The organism is Streptomyces sp. SID4985, assembly GCF_009863025.1.
In the GTDB taxonomy this organism is placed as follows: domain Bacteria; phylum Actinomycetota; class Actinomycetes; order Streptomycetales; family Streptomycetaceae; genus Streptomyces.
In genome coordinates, this window is record NZ_WWIR01000297.1 from 14,978 (window position 1) to 30,672 (window position 15,695).

The following is a 15,695-nucleotide window of genomic DNA, read 5'->3' on the forward strand; positions in this document are numbered from 1 at the left end:
CTTGCGGGTCCATTTTTCGGGTGGCAGCTTGGGCGTCCCCGGCCGGTTCCCCACGCGGAACCGGTCCCGCACGGAAGGCACGGCATCATGACTGAGCGGTTCACCGGGCGCACGGCCCTGGTCACCGGTTCCACCACGGGCCTCGGCGCCGCCATCGCGACGACGCTCGCCGCCGAGGGCGCGTTCGTCGTCGTCGGCGGACGCGACGAACGGCGCGGCGCGGAGGTCGTGGCCCGCATCGAGAAGGACGGCGGCGCGGCGGCCTTCGTCGGGGCCGATCTGTCCGGCGGCGCCGATGTGATCCGCCGCTTCGCCGCCGACGCGCTCGACGCGGCGGGCGGCCGGATCGACATCCTCGTGAACAACGCGGCGCTCCTCCTCGCGCCCACCCCCACCGCCGACGTGCCGCAGGAGACCATCGACCAGGCGCTCGCGGTCAGCGTGCGGTCGGTGTTCCTCCTCACCGGCCTGCTGGCCCCGCCCATGGCCGAGCGGGGACACGGTGCCGTGGTCAACCTCGGCTCCATCAACGGCCTGCGGGGCTCGGCGCATTCGGCGCTCTACAGCATGACCAAGGCGGCCGTGCACTCCCTCACCATGTCGTGGGCGGCCGAGTACGGTCCGCACGGCGTCCGGGTCAACACCGTTGCCCCAGGCCCCACTTTGACCGAGAAGGTGGCGGCGATGGAGGAACACCTGGCCCCGATCCTCGCGCGGACGCCCGCCCGGCGCGGTGGCACTCCCGCCGAAGTGGCCGCCGCCGTCGCCTTCCTGGCGAGTGACGAGGCGTCACACATCCACGGCGCCACGCTCACCGTGGACGGGGGGTATGCGGCGGTGTAGCGGCTGCGCTTGTCAGAGGCCGGCCATCAACTCCGCCAGTGGGGCGGGGGTGTCGTCCGGGTCGAGGGCCTCGGTGAGGACGCGGCCGTAATGGATCTTGCGGCCCTTCTTCGTACCGAGGAAGCGGCGCAACTGCTGCTGCGGAGTGCGTTCCCGCTGTTCCGGCTGGCGCAGGAAGGTCTGCAGGGGGCGCAAGTCGCCCTCGGTCCGGATGAGTTCCGTCACCCGGGAGACGCCCAGGGCGCGGATCAGTTCGTCCTCCAGGTCCGCCGCGCAGACGAAGAATCCCTGGTGCGTGGCGGCGGACTGTCTCAGGGCGCGGACGTAGTAGCGGCGCTCCGCCTCGTCGCACAGTCCCGTGAGGCGCAGGCCCAGGCCGGGCGGTCCCAGGAGCCGGGCGAAGCGCCCGACGTTCGTCGCGCCGCCCATCGGCAGCACACAGATTCCCTCGGCCGCCAGATCCCGTCCCCGGCGCGCGGCCAGTGCGTCGACCGCCGCCGCGTCGCTCGGCCCTTCGAGCAGGACGACGGTCCGCACGGGCAGTTGCCCGGCCAGTTCGCACGCCCGGTCGCCGGGCCCACCGGCCGCCCACGCGATCGCCGCCTCCCGGAACGCCCCCATGTCAGCCATGACACGAGTCTCCGCCCTCATCGGCCGTCACGGCAGGGATTTTCGGCCGACCGGCCGGTCGGCCGGTCAGGTGCTCGGCCGGGTGCTCGGTCCGGCATCGCCCGGGGTGTCCCTTCCGGCACCGTCCGGATGCTTGCGCGGTGTGATCGGTTCGGTGCCGCGTGTTGTCCCGGTTGTGTAACGAGGGTGCACATGTCGTGAGGAGATTTTGTAAAGTCCTCAACTGTCCGGGCCGCAAGTGGCCGGTGTTCGTCGTGGGGGGTCTTCGCGTGAGTCAGTATCAGCCGGGTCAGCCGTGGGGTGTCCAGCCGCCCGAACCGGTCCGTATGCCCGACATCCGGCCGCTGTACAAGCGCAAGCGCGTATGGGCGGGCGGCATCGCCCTGCTCGTCGCCGGGTCCGCCATCGGCGGCGGGGGATCTAGTTCGGCCAGCGACGGAGCGCCGCGCCCGAAGGTCACCGTCACCGCGACGCAGACGCCCGCACCGGCGCCGACCGTCACGGTCACCGCGACGCCCGAGCCGCGTCCGACGGTCACGGTGACCAAGACGGCACAGCCCGCCTCGGGCAACTCGGCCGCCAAGTCCACCACTTCGGGCGGCGGCTCGTCCTCCGGCGGCTCCTCCACCTCGGGCGGCGGCTCCTCCTCCGGCGGCGGGTCCTCGACCTCGGGCGGCGGCTCCTCGTCGGGCGGCTCCTCCGCCTCCGGAGGCGGTACGTCCCACCCCGGCGGGGCCACCGCCCAGTGCAACGACGGCTCTTACAGCTTCGCCGCCCATCACCAGGGCGCCTGCTCGCACCACGGCGGCGTCGCCATCTTCTTCAGATAGGCACGGCTTCGTCAGCGGCCCGACCCGGTCAAGGACAAGAGTCAAGGACAAGAGGAGAACCGTGGGCTTCGGCTTTCGTGTGGGCGTACCCGGGATGAGCGTGCGGGTCTCGACGCGAGGCGTGCGCGCCTCCGTCGGACCCCGGATGGCGCGCGTCAGCACGGGCAGCGGAGGCACCCGGATCTCCTCCGGCGTCGGGCCGTTCCAGGCGGCCGGCTCGTCGCGCGGCGGCCGTCGCCCTCAGGCGGGACGCCGGACCGTGGCCCCCTCGGCCGCTCAGCTGGAGCGGGCCCGCCGCCAGGCCGAGCGGGCGCAGCAGGAAGCCCAACGAGACGCGGCCATCGCCGAGTTGCAGGAGCTGCGGCGGCAGATGACCAACGTCCATCTCGAGTCCTTCCCGACGCTGACACCGCCCGTGGTGCCCGAACCGCAACGGCTGCACCTGGCCTGGGCGTTGGCGGAGGCGCAGGCTCATCACCTCGCCGGGCTCGGGGTGTTCGCGCGCAGCGCGCGCAACGCGGCCAAGCGGCATGCCGAGGAGGACGCCCTCGGCTACCTCGCCGCCGAGGAGGGCAGGCTGCGCGAGGCGTACACCGGGCTCGTCGCCGAGGCCGACCAGTGGTGGAGGTCCCTGATCGCCAACGACGAGGAGACCGTGTGCGGGGCGGTCAACCACGCCTTCGCGGACAACCCCGCCTCGGGCTGCGCGGTGGGCGTCGACGGCTCGGTCCTCTCCGTCGTGATGCGACAGCCGGACATCGACGCCCTGCCCGACCAGACGCCCGGCGTCACGCCCACCGGCCGCCCCACCCTCAAGAAGCTCACCAAACGGGACCGCACCCTGTGGTGGCTCACCGCCATGGGCTCCAACATCGTCGCCACGCTGAAGGAGGCGTTCGCCACCGCGCCGGGCATCACCGCGATCGACCTCGCCGTCCTCACCCGCCTGCCGAACACCCAGCGGCTCGGGTTCGTGGCCTACGGCCGCTGGACGCGCCAGGCGATCGAGGCCGGACCCTGGCAGCAGACCGAGGACGCGCTGCGCTTCCTCGACATCGGCCAGGGCGTCGTCTGCGCGGTCACCACCACCCTCGCCGGGAACCTGTCCAGCACCCTCAAGCCGCTGGACGTGAGCAGGTTGCCCGGTCTGCGCAGCCTCCTCGAAAGCGCCCAGGACGATTCAGCGGGCGACGCGGGCGACTCCGTGACCGGCGAAGCGACCCTGGCGGGGCTGGACGGCGACCTGCGCGCGAACGTGCCCGACGCGCACTCCGCCACCCTCCCGGATCCCTATCGCATCCGCCCCTTCGCCGAGTGGAAGCAGCAGGCCGCACCGCAGGGCCGTGCTCCCGCGACCACGCTCGCCCAGGGACAGAGCGTCGTCCTCCCCGAGGAAGCCTGGCAGGAGTTGCGCATCGCCTTCGAGTTCGCGGGCGCCGACGCCGATCTGACGCTCTTCCTGACCGGCGCGGACGGCCGGGTCGCCGGTGACGAGGACTTCGTCTTCTACAACCAGCCCGACGGCGCCTCGGGCGCGGCCCGGCTCCTGGGCAAGGAGACCGAGGGGCCGTACACGGTCGAGCGCGCGTCCCTGCGCCCCGCCGCGCTGTCCCCGCACATCCACCGCGTCACCATCGCCCTGAACATGGACGTCGACACGGGCCTGACCTGTGGTGCCCTCACCCATGCCACCCTGAACCTGGACAGCGGCACCGGCCAGACGTGGAGCTTCCAGCCGCCCGCCGACCCCGGCGTCCGCGCCATGGCCGTCGCCGAGGTGTACCGGCACACGACGGCGGGTCGGCCGGTGTGGAAGCTGCGCGCCCTCGGCCAGGGCTGGGCCGACGGACTCGAAGGACTTGCCCGCGCCCACGGCGTCGACGTCTCCTAGCGGCGCCCTGACAGGTTTCCGGTCGGGCGGGGGCGGGGGCCGGGGGCTATTCGACGTCGCCGCCCGACGCCGTAGGTGCCCAGGAGGCGGCCCAGTCCAGCAGTTCGGGGCTGTGCAGGGCCGGTACCCACAGGTCGGCGTGTTCCGTGTGTTCCGCCTGGGCGTCGTGCGGGCGGGGGCCGAGCGCGACGACCCGCAGTCCGGCCCGGCGTGCCGATTCCATGCCGGTCAGGGAGTCCTCGACCGCCAGCGCCCGCTCCGGGGAAACGCCGCAGAGGCGGGCCGCGGTGGCGTACACGTCCGGCCAGGGCTTGGGGCGTACCGCGCCGTCCGGCCCCGTGGACGGTACGACGACGTACCGGAAGTGCTCCCGCAGCCCCGCCCGTTCCAGGCTGCCCTCCACCACCTCCGCCGGGCAGTTGCTGGCCACCGCCAGCGGCAGCCGGCCGGAGAGCGAGCGCACCAGCTCGACGGCGCCCGGCATCGTCACCGGGTCGTCGGCGACGAGCGCCAGGAAGTGGCGGAGGAGGGCGGTCGTGAGGTCGGCGGTCAGCTCGGGCTTGTGCGCCGACTCGGCCATGAGCCGCCCGCAGTCGGCGTAGTGCACGCCCTTGGCCCGCTCCGCGAACCCCGAGGGCGTACGGAGCCCGAAGTCCCGGAACGCCCGGCCGCGGGCGTCCTGCCAGTGACGTTCGCTGTCCATCAGGGTGCCGTCGCAGTCGAAGACGACGGCACCGGGGGACCAGTTGAAGAGGGGATGGGCCGTGGTGGTCACGGTGGCCTCCTGGGGAGCGAGCAGTCGCGCGCGGCATGGCCGCGGTGTCGGTCTGGCGGTGTCCCGCGTGCCGGACGCGCCGGGAATGTGCGCCTGCTCGGCGGAGCCTGCGTGCCTGAGCGCGGAGAATGCGGGCATTCCTGGTCTTCCATGACCAAACGGAAACATCGCACTCGTTACGTTATTTTCGCGCCGGAGAGCCGTGCAATGACTACAAGGAGTTATCGACGGAGGTGGGTGGCGAGGTGTATGAGGCATGGGGGAGCGGTGTGTGGTGAGATGGTGGCATCTGCCCTCAAAGTGACTTGTTCCGGGGGGAGTTGAGGCATGATCGCCGGGTGGGCCTGGGTGGTTCAGGGCGTGCCGCGTGCAGGCGTCGAGTGCGGGCCCGGTGTCGAAAGGGCGGCGGATCGGGCCGATTGCCACTCGTCGGCGTTCATCCTCGAAAGAAATACGCAATAACCGCGCGAGTATGGCTATAGGGCGCTCCGGGCGCACGCGGGCGCACTACATTCTCCGCAGTCACGCAGGCTGAGCGAGGGTGGACGGGACGTTGCAGGAACGGGCGAGAGCAACCCGCAGATCACTCCTGGAAGCGGCGGCCGGACTCTTCGCCGAACGCGGCTACGCGGGCACCAGCGTGAACGACATAAGCGCCAGGTCGGGCCGCACGAGCGGGTCCATCTACTTCCACTACGCCAGCAAGGAGGGCATCGCCCTCGCCGTCGTCCAGGACCGTTTCGCCAACTGGCCGGAGCTCGCCCCGCGCTACGCCGACGAGGCGGTGCCGCCGATGGACCGGCTCGTCGCCCTGAGTTACGACATCGCCCAGTCCCTGGCCGAGGACCCCGTGACCCGCGCGGGCGCCCGCCTGTGGGCCGAGCGCGACACCATCAACGTCACGCTCCCCGACCCCTTCGGCCTCTGGACGGCCGCCGTCACACGGCTGCTCGCCCAGGCGCGGGTCACCGGCGACCTGGCCGCCCATGTCCGGCCCGCCCGGGCCGCCCGCGCCCTGGTCCGCGCGTTCTTCGGCCTCTGCTCGCTGACCGAGGCCATCGAGGGCGCGGCGACCGTCAACGACCGAGTGGCGGACTGGTGGCAGCTGACGCTGCCGGTGTTGCGGGCGGCGCGGTGACGGGGCGGGACGGCTGGAGTGGCGTGGTCGTGTGGTGCGTGGGGCGAGTGCGGGGGTGCGTGGACGCGTTCCGGAGGGCGTGAACCGTCCGGAACGCGTCATGGTCGTCACATGTGGGCGTGACGGATGGGGGCGTGCCACATGTGGTCGACCCACATGTGGTGGCCGCATACGTGGGCGGCGCACCGGTGGGAGCCGGACATGTGGGCGTCACACATGGAGCTGCCCCACATGGGACTGTCACACATGGGGGCGGTGGCCCCGCTCCTGGCGCGGGAAGGTCTGTTCCTCCTCGGGCAGCGTGGGCTTCGGCAGCGTGGCCACCTCTTCCTTCGCCTTCTCCAGCTGCTCGGCCGTGTCGTGCGGCAGCAGGGGCGGGCGGCGGTGGCTGTCGCGGAAGCGGAAGGCGGTCGTGAGGTCGCCGAAGGTCTCCCGGCGCCAGGCGCTGATGTTCGGTTCCTCGACCCCGGTGAACCGTTCCAGGAACCGCAGCGCCGAGGTGTGGTCGAACGCCTCGGAGGCGACCCAGCCGCCGACGGTCCAGGGGGAGATGACGATCGCCGGGACGCGGAAACCGCCCCCGATCGGCAGGCCCTGGATGAACTCGTCCGGCGTGCCCTGCGGCGCGGTCGGCGGGACCACATGGTCGAACAGGCCGTCGTTCTCGTCATAGTTGAGGATGAAGGCGGTCTTGCGCCACACCTTCGGGTTGGACGCGATGGCCTCGATCTTCGAGGCGACGAAGTCGGCACCGGCCGCCGGGAGATAGTCGGGGTGCTCCGACTGGTAGCTCGTCGGCATGATCCAGCTCACCGCAGGAAGACGGTCGTTGTGGGCGTCGTCCTCGAAGGTGCCCTCGGGCTGCGGACGTACACCACGCTCGTACAGCTCCGAACCGGGCTGCGCGTCGCGGAAGGCGGCGAACTGCTCCAGCATGTTGCAGCCGTAGTCGTCGTCCTGCTGGTACACCTTCCAGCTGACCCCGGCCGCCTGGAGCCGTTCGGCGTACGTCGTCCAGCGGTACGGCGACGGTGCCTTGTTGCTGATGACCGGGCCGCCGTTCCGGCCCGACGGGTCGATCGAACCGGTCATCCACATCAGGCGGTTGGGCCAGGTCGGCCCCATCACCGAGCAGAAGTAGTTGTCGCAGACCGTGAAGGTCTCGGCGAGCGCGAACTGGAACGGGATGTCCTCGCGCGTGTAGTACCCCATCACATAGGGGCCGTTGGCGCCGTCGGCCTTGCGGTGGGCGGGCAGCCACTGGTCCATCTTGCCGTTGTTCCACGCCTGGTGCTGCACGGACCAGGCGTGACTGGTGGACGGGATGGCCTGGGCGCTCGACGTGTGGGTGTCGAGGTGGAAGGGGAGTAAGTATCCCTTCGGGTTCACGGTGTCCGGCTGGTAGAAGACGGAGTCACCGTTGTCCAGAGTGAGGGCGTGCCGGTCGGCGAAGCCGCGGACCCCCGAGAGCGTGCCGAAGTAGTGGTCGAAGGACCTGTTCTCCTGCATCAGCATGACGACGTGCTCGATGTCGCGCAGCGAACCGCGCCCGGGCGGCCCGGCGGCCACGGCCTTCTGGACGCTCGGCGGCAGGAGGGAGATCGCCGCGGCGGCACCCAGCGCGCCCGCGGCCGAACCCAGGACTCTACGACGAGTCAACTCGGCCATGTGTACCCCTTCTTGAGCGAGAGAAGCACTCCCGAACGACAGCGGCCCGGGTGGAACCACGGGCCGCCGAACACTCTCCGCCCGGGAGGGCGTGACGCGTCAGGGGTGGGTGGTGAACATGTGGTCAACGGAGGGGAAAGCGTGGGCCTGGCATGTAGGGCGGATGTGGTCAGGAGCGGGCCCCCGAATGGGTGTGCCGCACATGGGGGCTGCCGACCGGCGGACGGGCGCGCTCGGCCGAACGGGCGTGTCCGTCATGCGCTCGGAGGCCCATCTCTGGCGGTGCGGCGACGCCTCGCGCAGCGTGGAGAGGAGAGTGCGACCGGTCGGGCGAGAGGTGTGACAGATGGACGAGGGTGTCTCCAGGCCGAGGGTCGTCGTCGGCATCGACGGGTCACCGTCCTCGTACGCGGCCCTGCGCTGGGCCACGCGCTACGCCGGTCTGATCGGCGGCACCGTCGAGGCGGTCGCCGTATGGGAGCTGCCGGGGCTGTACGGCTGGTCGGCGCCCGCCGTGGACATGGACGTCGACGCCGAGGAGGCCCGCGACCGGATGCGGCGCGAGCTGACCGAGGTGCTCGGCGGGGATGCCTTCGACGCGGTCCAGATGCATCTGGTGCACGGCAACGCCCCCGACGTGCTGCTGCGCGCCGCCGAGGGGGCCGAGGCGCTGGTGGTCGGCAGCCGGGGGCGGGGCGGGTTCGCCCGCGCGCTGCTCGGCTCGGTCAGCCAGCATCTGTCGCACCACGCGAGCTGCCCGGTGGTGATCGTGCGGGCCGAGGCTGCCTGACAGCGGGCCGAGGCTGCTTTGAGCGGGGCTCGGCCGGAGCACCGCACGTCTTCACCGGGGCACGTGCGTGCGCCTTCACCGGGCCACGTGTTCACGCCCCTCCACATGTGTGCGTGCGCCATACGGGGGCACGGATGCGTGTGCCGTCATGGGGACCGTGTGCGCGTGTGCCCTCACGGGGTCAAGGCCGTGTGCCCCGCTCCGCCTGTGTGAGCCGTGCGCACTCGGCCACCACGTCCCGCAGACTGCCGGTCCGCTCCAGGGCAGCACGCTGCACCACGGCGCCGTTGCCGTGTTGGAGCAGCCCCGACAGGACGTCCCCGGCGACCTTCGCGTCCCCGTGGTCGTCCAGGGCGTCACGGACGTGGTCGTACAGCGCGCGCACCACCTCCTCCGCGGGCGCGGGACGCATGGTCCCGGGGTGGAGCAACGGGCCGCCGAGGCCGTAGCGGGCGGCCTGCCAGGCGGCCAGCCGCAGCAGGGCCACGCCGTGGCGGGCCGGAGGTTCCCCCGCCCGCCACGCACGCGCGGCCGTCTCGACGAGCGCGCGGGTCAAAACGGCGAGCAGCACGGTCGAGTCCGCGTCCAGGCACACATCCGCGACCCGGATCTCGACCGTGGGGTACTGGTGGGAGAGGCGGGCGTCGAAGTAGATCATCCCGTCGTCCCGCAGGACCCCGGTGCCGACCATGTCCCGCACCCGCGCGTGGTACCGGTCGGCGGACTCGAAGATCTCGGTGGGCCCGGCGGAGGGCCACCGCCCCCACACCTGGCTGCGAAAACTGGCGTATCCGCTGTCCTGGCCCTGCCAGAAAGGGGAGTTGGCGCTCAGGGCCAGCAGGACGGGCAGCCAGGGGCGGATGCGGTCGAGTACGGCGACGCCCTCCGCGTCGGAGTCCACCGAGACGTGCACATGGCATCCGCAGGTGAGCTGCTCCTGGAGGGTCAGCCCGAAGCGCTCGGCCATCCAGCGGTAGCGCCGGTCGGGGGTCAGCGCGGGGCTGACCGGCAGCGGGGAGGTGGCCAGCGCGGCCACGGCGGCCCCGGTGCGTTCGGCATGCCGCGCCGCCTCCGCGCGGAAGCGGCGGATCTCCGCCGCGAGCGTGTCCCGCCGGGTCTGCGGATGGGTGGCGAACTCCACTTGCTGACGCTGTAGTTCAAGCTCGAACACCTGGTCCTCCGCAGCTCCGGCCGTCCGGCCCGCCGAGGCCAGCACCGCCGCAGACACGGACCGGGGTTCACCCGTCTCCGCGTCGACCAGGAGAAGCTCCTCCTCCACTCCGACGCTCCGCACGCCTTGTCCTCCCTCGACTGGTCCGGGTCCGGTTTTCCCTGCGGCGACTCTCGCACGAGCGGCCGCGACAGGGGCTGTGGAAGCCGGGCGACGCCACGCCGTACGACCGACCGGCCGTACGGAAGCCACCGGCCCGTGCCCGCGGCCCGGGTACGTCTCCCGCCTGCCCTCGGGCGAGTGGGTCAGTCCTGGAGGTGCTCGCGTGGGGTGCCGCTCGGCGGCGAGCTGGGGCGGTACCGGGTCGCGCCGCCCAGCGACATATCGGCCCGGTTCCCGAGGCCGCCCCACCACGGTTCAGCGGGTCGCCGTACCGAACCACCGCGCCAACTGGCCCGCCAGTTCCTCCTGTTCGTCACCGACCCACGCCACGTGGCCGTCGGGTCGCAGCAGTACGGCGGGCGCGTCCAGCTCCTCGCTCACGTAGACGACGTGGTCGACCCGGTCGTCCCAGCCCGCCACCGACAACGTGCCGGTCCCGTCGAGCAGCAACCCGCGTCCGTCGTGCAGGAGTTCATACAACCGCCCCCGCTTGAGCGGCAGGTCCCGCAGCCGCCGTCCGAGCAGGGGGTGGCCCTCGCCGAAGTCGTATCGGACCGCGACCGCGGTGATCATCTCGGTGACGTGCCGGTTCACCTCCTCGAAGTCCAGCAGGTCCGAGAACAGCTCCCGCAGCGCCACCACGCCGGGGTCGGTCCGCAACAGCACGAACTGTGCACGGGTGTTGGTGAGCACCCGTGCGGCCACCGGATGGCGCTCGGCGTGGTAGGTGTCCAACAGCCCTTCCGGAGCCCAGCCGTTGACCTCGGCGGCCAGTTTCCAGCCGAGGTTGAAGGCGTCCTGCACGCCGAGGTTGAGCCCCTGCCCGCCGACCGGCGGATGGACGTGCGCCGCGTCGCCGGCCAGCAGCACCCGGCCCACCCGGTAGCGCTCAGCCTGCCGGGTCGCGTCCCCGAACCGGGAGAGCCAGCGCGGCGAATGCACCCCGAAGTCGGTGCCGGTCAGGGCCCGGAGCCGCTGCTTGAACTCCTCCAGGGTCGGCGCGCTCGTACGGTCCTCGGTCACCCCCTCGGACGGCACGATGATCCGGTACACCCCCTCTCCGAGGGGCATCGCGCCGAAGCGGAGCTCGGTCTTGCGGATCTCCGCCGTCATGGCGGTCAGCGTCGCCGCTTCGGCGGTCGCCTCCATCTCGCCCAACAGCGTCTCGACGGTGGCGGGTTCGCCGGGGAAGCCGACACCGATCAGCTTCCGCACGAGGCTGCGGCCCCCGTCGCAGCCGACGAGGTAACGCCCCCGGATCCGGGTACCGTCGGCCAGTTCCGCGCTCACCCCTTCCTCGTCCTGGCTCAGCCCCACCACCTCGCACCCGCGCCGCATCTCGGCACCGAGTTCCGCGGCGCGCTCGGCCAGCAGCCGCTCGGTGACGACCTGCGGAATGGCCAAGCCGTACGGGTGCGCGGTGTCCACCCCCTGCGGCCACGGCGCGGCGAAGCCCGCGAACGGCCCTCCTGCCTGGAACTTCTTCCCCAGCTCCAGGAACCGGTCGAGCAGTCCCCGCTGGTCCATCACCTCGACACTGCGCACATGCAGCCCCAGCGCCCGCGACTGGCGGCTCGGCTCCGCCGCCTTCTCCAGCACGACCGTCCGCACGCCGTGCAGCCGCAGTTCGGCGGCCAGCATCAAACCGGTCGGCCCGCCGCCGACCACGATCACGTCAACCATGTATCCCCTGTCCCACAAGACGGCCCATCCACCCGCCCGGCACACCCTCGGTGCCCGCACGAGCGCCCGGACGCCAACGAACGCGTCCATACGTCGCGAAACTCTGATTTCCCCCGACTCCGGGCGTCGGCCGCCCATTCTGAGGCACCAAGGGGGCCTTGCCGCAAGGGCCCCCTTGCGCTATATGTTTAATAGGGAGAGGAGTGGCCCTGCTTCCGTCTCGTCCCGTTCATCGCGGACGCGTCCTCCTTCCGGAACCCCGCTTCGGTGTCTTGATACGGCTGACTTTTGCCGCGAACACGTGCCAACGCCCCTGGATGATCTCTACGGTTGGTCCCGTCGGGTGGACGACGGCGACCGGAGCGTGGGGAGAACGGTGGAAGCCGAGATGATGGCGCTGGCCGCCATGTGCGCCAGCAGCCTCATGGGACTGGTTCTCCAGGACCTGTGGGGGTGGGGCAAGAAGCGGTTCGTCTCGCTCCTCGACCGGGGTGCGCGCGGCGAACACGCGGCGGTCGAGACGGAACTGGAGAACCTGCGCCAGGCGTTGCTCGACGCGCGCCGCACCGGGGACGAGGCCGCGGTGGAGGCCGCGTTCGCCGCATGGGCGCAGCGCTTCGAGAGCGTGCTCGCCCTGCACCCCGAGCTCGCGGACCGTGCGCGGACCGTCGTGAGCGAGACCATCGAGCGCAGCCCGGCCCCGGTCGCCTTCGCGAACATCGTCCACTACGTCAACAACGTCGCCGTGCTCCGTGCCATGAACGACTACTGGGCACGCTGCACCGCCGCGCACCGCATGACCGCGATGTTCCTGTCCGGCCTGCCGGGAGTGGGCAAGCGCACCACGCTCCGCCAGTGGCTCAAGTCCCACCAGGACGCACTTCCCCGCGACATCCTGCACGCCGACCTGGCGCCGGACGAGCGTGGCCGCCCCGCCGACCTCGCCGCCGTCCTGGAACGCTGGCTGGACGAACTCGGCGTGCCACGACAGGACCGCCCCGCCGCGCTCGACCGAAAAGCGGCCGAGGTACGGCGACTTGTGCGCCGACGGCCGACGGTCCTCCTGCTGGAGAACGTGACCAGACTCGGCCAAGTACGGCCCCTGCTCCCGGACTCACCGAGTTGCGTCCTGCTGATGACCGGTCAACAGGTCCCGCCCGCACTGGAGTCGCTGCTCGACTTCGAAGCCGTCGACGTGTCGCCCCTCGAGGACGACCACGCTCTCGAACTTCTGGTCAAGGTCAGCAACAGCACCGAGCATCCCGAACGACTCCGACCCATCGTGCGGCAGTTGGGCGGCCTGCCGCTGGCCGTGCGTCTCGTCGCGGGGCGCCTGAAGTCACCGGTCCCGGGCACCTTGGAGGACATCACCGCCCGCCTCGCCGACCGGACCTCGCGACAGGAGCTGCTGACCGTGGACGACGCGCCGAACCTCCCCAGCGCACTGGAGGCGGGCTACACCTGTCTCGCCACGGACGCCGCCCGGCTCTACCGGCACCTCGGCATCATGCCGCGCGTCGACTTCCAGATGGACACCGTGCTCGCCCTCGCGACTGACGGTGAGCCGTCCACCGCGCGCCACGCCCTCCAGGAGCTGATCTCGTCCCGGCTGGTCGAGTTCGAGGGCGTCGACACCTACCGGCTGCACCCCCTCGTCCACGACCACGCCGTGAACGTCGCGGAGCGCGAGATCGGCGAGGCCGAGCGCCGGGAGGTGGTGGCCCGCATCGTCCGCCACTACCTGCACGCAGCCGAGTCCGGCGAGGCCGCGCTGTCCTCGCGCTGGCGCTACGACCCGATGAACGTCTACGCGGAATACACGCGATCCGCCGCCGGGCGCAATGCCCACGCCGAACGTGAACTCGGGCGCCGCCGGGCCGGACTGCTCGCCGCCGTGCGACTCGCCCACGACATCGGCCTGGACGAGGAGGCGTGGCGGCTGTGTCAGGGGCTGTGGACCTTCTATCTGCGCACGGCCGGCCATGCCGAGTGGATCGAGTCGCACGAGACGGGCCTCGCCGCCGCCCGGCGCGGCCCCGATCCGATGGCCACCGCCCGGATGCGCTTCCAGCTCGGCTTCGCCCACTTGGACCGCTGGAACGTCGAGGAGGGCGACTCGGGCCGGGCGCGCGAGCATCTTGAGGCGGCACTCGACCTCGTACACCCCGAGGCGCCGGACCGGAGCGAAGGGGAGCGGCGCACGGAGTCCAGCGCCCTGGAAGCGCTCGGTCTGCTGGAACTCAAACTGAAGCGCCCCGAGTACGCTCTCGCCCGCCTCGACCAGGCCGTCGCGGCCCTGGAGGGTGTCGAACACCCCCGTGGTCTCGCCCTCCTCGCCTACCACCGGGCCGCCGCCTACACCGCCCTGCGCCGCCACGACGACGCCGAGCGCACCCTGCGCGAGGCCCGGGAGCGCTTCGCGGCGCTCGGCGAGGGCAAGGACATCGCGCTCAACATCGGCAAGAGCTGGCTCAGGTACGCGGAGGACCGGCGTGTGTACGGGCGCCTGGACGAGGCGGTGCGGGCCGCCGACTCCGCCGTAGCGGAACTGCCGAAGGCGGAGTCGCCGTACAACCTCGCGGTGGCGCATCTGCTGCGCGGTGACCTCCACCGCGACCTGGGCGACAGCCGTCGGGCGGCGGAAGACTGGGAGAACGCCCGGGAGTTGTTCACCGTGGCCCGCAGCGGCCGTGCGGATGAGGTGCGGGAGCGGCTGGACGGCTCAGCGGGCGACCACGCATAGGGCCGGGGGCAGGTCGTCGCCCGCAGTGACGGTGAGCCGGATTTCCGGTACGTGCGGGCGGTGCCTCGTCCGGGAATCGCGGGCCCAGGCGAGGACCGCCGACGCGGCGACGGTGAAGTCCGCCCACGCCGGACGGTCGAGCCAGCTCACCCGCAGTCGCGTGTCATCGTCGAACAGGACCAGGCAGTCCCGGCCGTCCCCCTCCAGGGCGATCAGCTCACACCCGGGGAACCGGCCGCTGAAGTCGGACCACTTCAGCTCCGTGGGCCGTGGGCACCGCTCGCGGGGGAGCACCAGTACGTCGGCCGACCGGGGCCAGCGGGGGTCCGGGTCGTCCGGGTCGGCGACCAGGTGAGCGCCGTCGAGATGATCGCGCCGGGTGCTTTGAAGCCCACCGGGGAAGCGTCGCAGCGACACGGCCGAACCGGCGTCGGTGACCTCGCTGGTGACCAGCAGGGCGGGCAGATGAGGCTGACGGTGGAGGTGCTCCTGCGGCAGTGCGGGCACGGGGATCGCCCGGGGGGTGGCGGGATGGTCGGGCTCGGGCAGGTTCAGGCTCGCGTAGAGGAGCCGACGCAGAAGGGCTGCCGATCTGCCGGGCTCCGACGTGACGCTTCCGCGCAGCGCGGCGAGGTCAGGGTCGCTGGGCTGGGTGCGGGCGGCGTGCGTGAGTTGGTTGAGCAAGGGGCTGGTGGGATCGATGCGGGGGAGTGCGTCGCCCAGTTTCCGCAGGGGGGAGTCGGGCGATACGACCGAGTCCTGGAAGGCGCCCAGAATGCTGGGGATGCCGAGTTCGACTCCGTAGAGCGTGAGTGATCCGGCGTCCCCTATGAGGAAATCCGCCGCGCAGAGGGCGGCTTTCCACGTTTCGGATTCGGGGGGCGGGAGAAGGAGCCCTCTTTCGAGGAGCGGGGCGAGCCAGGTGCGTATTTGCCAGGCTCCGTGTGCGTACCATGCGTTGGGGTGTATGGCGGCCAGGACGCGGAATTCGTCGGCGGGGAGTTCCGCAAGTGTGCGGTGCATTGTCCGGGCGAGGGGAGATCCCAGAATCGAGCCCGCTCCCCAGGTCGACGACACGACCACGAGGCGCTGGCCGGGGAGGAGACCGAGGGCCCGGCGGTAGGTCTCGCGGAAAGGGAGTCCGCTGCGCAGCTGGTCGAGGCAGGGGTCACCAGCGACATGGGCCCGGGGGACAGCCTGCGGGCAGCCGTCGGCGAGCCGGCCGAGCTGTTCGGCATGGGACAACACGATGGCGGCCGGAATCACCTGCCCGTCGTGCACCAGCCATTCATCCGTCAGCCCAAAGGCCCCGGGTTTCGGGTTTCGGGTTTCGGGTTTCGGGTTTCGGGTTTCGGGTTTCGGGTTTCGGGT

General features: G+C 71.7%; 12 protein-coding genes. 6 read left to right on the top strand and 6 right to left on the bottom strand.

Annotated features, from left to right (window positions below; genetic code table 11):
• The first annotated feature begins 87 nt into the window (after positions 1 to 87).
• Positions 88 to 843: an SDR family oxidoreductase gene (locus tag GTW40_RS12060; RefSeq protein ID WP_161180165.1), complete on the top strand. Its 756-nt coding sequence runs from the start codon at positions 88 to 90 to the stop codon at positions 841 to 843.
• A 12-nt stretch (positions 844 to 855) separates the two neighbouring features.
• Here GTW40_RS12060 and GTW40_RS12065 read toward each other — a convergent pair whose 3' ends face one another.
• Complete coding sequence (locus GTW40_RS12065; RefSeq protein ID WP_161180166.1) at positions 856 to 1,473, bottom strand: TOPRIM nucleotidyl transferase/hydrolase domain-containing protein; 618 nt, start codon at positions 1,471 to 1,473, stop codon at positions 856 to 858.
• A 269-nt stretch (positions 1,474 to 1,742) separates the two neighbouring features.
• On the opposite strand from GTW40_RS12065, the gene GTW40_RS12070 reads away from it, so the two are divergent.
• Positions 1,743 to 2,303, top strand: a complete 561-nt coding sequence (locus GTW40_RS12070; RefSeq protein WP_343245670.1) for a DUF3761 domain-containing protein — start codon at positions 1,743 to 1,745, stop codon at positions 2,301 to 2,303.
• 145 nt (positions 2,304 to 2,448) lie between these two features.
• Positions 2,449 to 4,194: a TerD family protein gene (locus GTW40_RS12075; protein WP_237525468.1), complete on the top strand. Its 1,746-nt coding sequence runs from the start codon at positions 2,449 to 2,451 to the stop codon at positions 4,192 to 4,194.
• Positions 4,195 to 4,240: 46 nt separating this feature from the next.
• Here the strand turns inward: GTW40_RS12075 and GTW40_RS12080 are convergent, their stop codons facing one another.
• Positions 4,241 to 4,969: an HAD family phosphatase gene (locus GTW40_RS12080; protein ID WP_161180167.1), complete on the bottom strand. Its 729-nt coding sequence runs from the start codon at positions 4,967 to 4,969 to the stop codon at positions 4,241 to 4,243.
• Between the two features lie 541 nt (positions 4,970 to 5,510).
• Here GTW40_RS12080 and GTW40_RS12085 point away from each other — a divergent pair.
• The gene (locus GTW40_RS12085) at positions 5,511 to 6,107 is read left to right on the top strand and encodes a ScbR family autoregulator-binding transcription factor (RefSeq protein ID WP_343245671.1); all 597 of its coding nucleotides are present in this window, start codon (positions 5,511 to 5,513) and stop codon (positions 6,105 to 6,107) included.
• 240 nt (positions 6,108 to 6,347) lie between these two features.
• Here GTW40_RS12085 and GTW40_RS12090 read toward each other — a convergent pair whose 3' ends face one another.
• Positions 6,348 to 7,775, bottom strand: a complete 1,428-nt coding sequence (locus tag GTW40_RS12090) for an alkaline phosphatase family protein (RefSeq protein WP_161180168.1) — start codon at positions 7,773 to 7,775, stop codon at positions 6,348 to 6,350.
• A gap of 346 nt (positions 7,776 to 8,121) precedes the next feature.
• On the opposite strand from GTW40_RS12090, the gene GTW40_RS12095 reads away from it, so the two are divergent.
• Entirely contained in the window at positions 8,122 to 8,565 is a 444-nt protein-coding gene (locus GTW40_RS12095) for a universal stress protein (RefSeq protein ID WP_161180169.1), read from the top strand.
• A gap of 181 nt (positions 8,566 to 8,746) precedes the next feature.
• Here GTW40_RS12095 and GTW40_RS12100 read toward each other — a convergent pair whose 3' ends face one another.
• Both GTW40_RS12100 and rox read right to left on the bottom strand, forming a co-directional pair.
• Positions 8,747 to 9,859 (bottom strand): glutamate--cysteine ligase, encoded by a 1,113-nt coding sequence (locus GTW40_RS12100; protein ID WP_161180170.1) that lies wholly within the window; start codon positions 9,857 to 9,859, stop codon positions 8,747 to 8,749.
• A gap of 294 nt (positions 9,860 to 10,153) precedes the next feature.
• Positions 10,154 to 11,581, bottom strand: a complete 1,428-nt coding sequence (gene rox / locus GTW40_RS12105; RefSeq protein ID WP_161180171.1) for a rifampin monooxygenase — start codon at positions 11,579 to 11,581, stop codon at positions 10,154 to 10,156.
• A gap of 376 nt (positions 11,582 to 11,957) precedes the next feature.
• On the opposite strand from rox, the gene GTW40_RS12110 reads away from it, so the two are divergent.
• Positions 11,958 to 14,324 carry an NB-ARC domain-containing protein gene (locus tag GTW40_RS12110; protein ID WP_161180172.1) on the top strand — a complete coding sequence of 789 codons (2,367 nt, stop codon included), beginning with the start codon at positions 11,958 to 11,960 and terminating at the stop codon, positions 14,322 to 14,324.
• Here the strand turns inward: GTW40_RS12110 and GTW40_RS12115 are convergent.
• Positions 14,304 to 15,605, bottom strand: coding sequence for a hypothetical protein (locus tag GTW40_RS12115; RefSeq protein ID WP_161180173.1), 1,302 nt, complete (start codon positions 15,603 to 15,605; stop codon positions 14,304 to 14,306). The two genes, GTW40_RS12110 and GTW40_RS12115, sit on opposite strands and share 21 nt — an antisense overlap.
• Positions 15,606 to 15,695 lie beyond the last annotated feature (90 nt).

Excerpts from the sequence above, each read along its gene's own strand:
- GTW40_RS12060 (WP_161180165.1), top strand. The coding sequence starts at position 88 with ATGACTGAGCGGTTCACCGGGCGCACGGCCCTGGTCACCGGTTCCACC.
- rox (WP_161180171.1), bottom strand. The coding sequence starts at position 11,581 with ATGGTTGACGTGATCGTGGTCGGCGGCGGGCCGACCGGTTTGATGCTG.
- GTW40_RS12075 (WP_237525468.1), top strand. The coding sequence starts at position 2,449 with ATGGCGCGCGTCAGCACGGGCAGCGGAGGCACCCGGATCTCCTCCGGC.
- GTW40_RS12065 (WP_161180166.1), bottom strand. The coding sequence starts at position 1,473 with ATGGCTGACATGGGGGCGTTCCGGGAGGCGGCGATCGCGTGGGCGGCC.
- GTW40_RS12090 (WP_161180168.1), bottom strand. The coding sequence starts at position 7,775 with ATGGCCGAGTTGACTCGTCGTAGAGTCCTGGGTTCGGCCGCGGGCGCG.
- GTW40_RS12095 (WP_161180169.1), top strand. The coding sequence starts at position 8,122 with ATGGACGAGGGTGTCTCCAGGCCGAGGGTCGTCGTCGGCATCGACGGG.